The organism is Kineococcus indalonis (assembly GCF_009906395.1).
Lineage (GTDB): Bacteria > Actinomycetota > Actinomycetes > Actinomycetales > Kineococcaceae > Kineococcus > Kineococcus indalonis.
In genome coordinates this window covers 1-2,041 of the sequence record NZ_JAAALM010000635.1, presented here as the reverse complement: position 1 = coordinate 2,041, position 2,041 = coordinate 1, and the positions used below count along the sequence as shown (strand labels likewise).

Below are 2,041 nucleotides of genomic sequence, written 5' to 3'. Positions count from 1 at the left end.
GCACACCTGGCCGCCGCCTACGTCTGCCGCGGCCAGGTGTGCGACGCGCCCACCACGGACCCGGCCGCGCTCGCCGCCGCCGTGGGCGTCCGGACCCCCTGACCCCCTGGTCCCCGGCCCTGCCGCACCCCGCTCCTGCCGTGATCGTGCGCGGGGGGGTGTTCGACCGTGCACGACCACCGCGGGAGGGGCGAGGCCCAGCGCTCAGCGGTGCTGCAGCGTCGCGATCGCGATGGCGACGAAGTGCGCGGTGAAGCCCACGACGGTGCAGGCGTGGAAGACCTCGTGGAAGCCGAACCAGCGCGGGCTGGGGTCGGGGCGCTTGAGGCCGTAGACGAGCGCGCCGGCGGAGTAGGCGACGCCGCCGACGACGACGAGGGCGGCCACCGCCCAGCCGCCGCCGCGGGCGAAGGCGCCCAGGTAGCCCACGGCGACCCAGCCGAGGGCGACGTACACGGGGGTGTAGAGCCAGCGGGGGGCGCCCACCCACAGGACCCGGAAGGCGGTGCCGGCCAGGGCGCCGGCCCAGACGAGCGTGAGCAGGGAGCGGGCGCGGTCGGCGGGCAGGGTGGTGACGGCCAGCGGGGTGTAGGTGCCGGCGATGATGAGGAAGATGTTGCTGTGGTCCAGCCGGCGCAGCAGGGCGCCGGCGCGCGGCGACCACGTCCCGCGGTGGTAGAGGGCGCTGGTGCCGAACAGCAGCGCGGCGGTGACGGCGAAGACGGCCGCGGCGGCGCGGGGGGTGCCGGTGGGGGCCAGGACGACGAGGGTCGTGCCGGCGAGGAGCGCGGCGGGGAACGTGCCGGCGTGCAGCCAGCCGCGGAGGCGCGGCTTGGCCGCGGCGAGCGCCGGGGCGGGGTCGAGCGTCATGCCGGGACCGTACGCTACGGGACCGTAGGTTCGGCGTCCCGCGCAGCGGGACGGCGGGCGCGGGCGCGGGTGTACGGTCAGCGCCGATGGGCCTCCGCGAACTCCTCTACGGCGCGTACGGGCGGCGGCTGGAACGGTCGCTGGACTCGACCGCCCTCCCGCGGCACGTCGGCATCATCCTCGACGGCAACCGCCGCTGGGCGAAGGCCTTCGGCGCGCCGAGCGCGCACGGCCACCGCGCCGGGGCCGACAAGGTCGTCGAGTTCATGGGCTGGTGCGACGACGAGGGCATCGAGGTCGTCACCCTGTACCTGCTGTCCACGGACAACCTGCGCCGGCCGCAGGCGGAGCTGGCGCCGCTGATCGGGATCGTGGAGGACTGCGTGGCGCGCCTGGCGGCGGCGCGGCGCTGGCGGGTGCACCCGGTGGGGGCGCTGGAGCTGCTGCCGCCGGCGACGGCCGAGCGGTTGCGGGAGCTGGCGCGCGAGACCGCCGACATCGGCGGTGCGGTGGTGAACGTGGCGATCGGCTACGGCGGCCGCCAGGAGATCGCTGACGCGGTGCGCTCGCTGCTGCGCGAGCACGCGCAGGTGGGCACCTCGATCGAGGAGCTGGCGGACGTGCTGACGGTGGACCACATCGCGGCGCACCTGTACACCAAGGGCCAGCCGGACCCGGACCTGGTGATCCGCACCTCCGGGGAGCAGCGCCTGTCGGGGTTCCTGCTGTGGCAGAGCGCGCACACCGAGCTGTACTTCTGCGAGGTGCTGTGGCCGGACTTCCGCAAGGTGGACTTCCTGCGGGCGCTGCGCTCCTACGCCGCCCGCGAGCGCCGCTTCGGAGCGTGACGGCCGGGGCCCGTTCGGGGCCCCGCGGTGACGCTGCGTGCGGCCACCCCGTCAGGTCACCGCCACGTCACCCGATGCTCACCCGGACGGGCGTGTTCCCGGCCCCCCGCAACGGTCCTGGGGCTAGCGTCGAGGTCGACGGGGGGCGCCCGCCGCCCGTCCGGGAGGTCGCCGTGCGAGCTGTCCAGCGCAGCAGGGGGGCCCGGTCCCGGGCCGCCCGCAGGGCGACCTGAGGTCCCGGTCCGCCGCTGCTGAGGGGGGTCCGGGCGCGTGCGCCCCCGGGCTCCCGGAAACGGGAGACGTCCGTGGTCACCAGCCCCACC

At 76.4% G+C, this 2,041-nt stretch carries 2 protein-coding genes; one reads left to right on the top strand and one right to left on the bottom strand.

Going from position 1 to position 2,041, the window contains the following annotated elements; translation table 11 throughout:
• Window positions 1-204: 204 nt before the first annotated feature.
• Window positions 205-870 carry a PAQR family membrane homeostasis protein TrhA gene (gene trhA / locus GTR00_RS19765; RefSeq protein WP_166613258.1) on the bottom strand — a complete coding sequence of 222 codons (666 nt, stop codon included), beginning with the start codon at window positions 868-870 and terminating at the stop codon, window positions 205-207.
• A gap of 86 nt (window positions 871-956) precedes the next feature.
• On the opposite strand from trhA, the gene GTR00_RS19760 reads away from it, so the two are divergent.
• The gene (locus tag GTR00_RS19760; RefSeq protein ID WP_166613257.1) at window positions 957-1,718 is read left to right on the top strand and encodes an isoprenyl transferase; all 762 of its coding nucleotides are present in this window, start codon (window positions 957-959) and stop codon (window positions 1,716-1,718) included.
• Window positions 1,719-2,041: the final 323 nt, after the last annotated feature.

Excerpts from the sequence above, each read along its gene's own strand:
- trhA (WP_166613258.1), bottom strand. The coding sequence starts at position 870 with ATGACGCTCGACCCCGCCCCGGCGCTCGCCGCGGCCAAGCCGCGCCTC.
- GTR00_RS19760 (WP_166613257.1), top strand. The coding sequence starts at position 957 with ATGGGCCTCCGCGAACTCCTCTACGGCGCGTACGGGCGGCGGCTGGAA.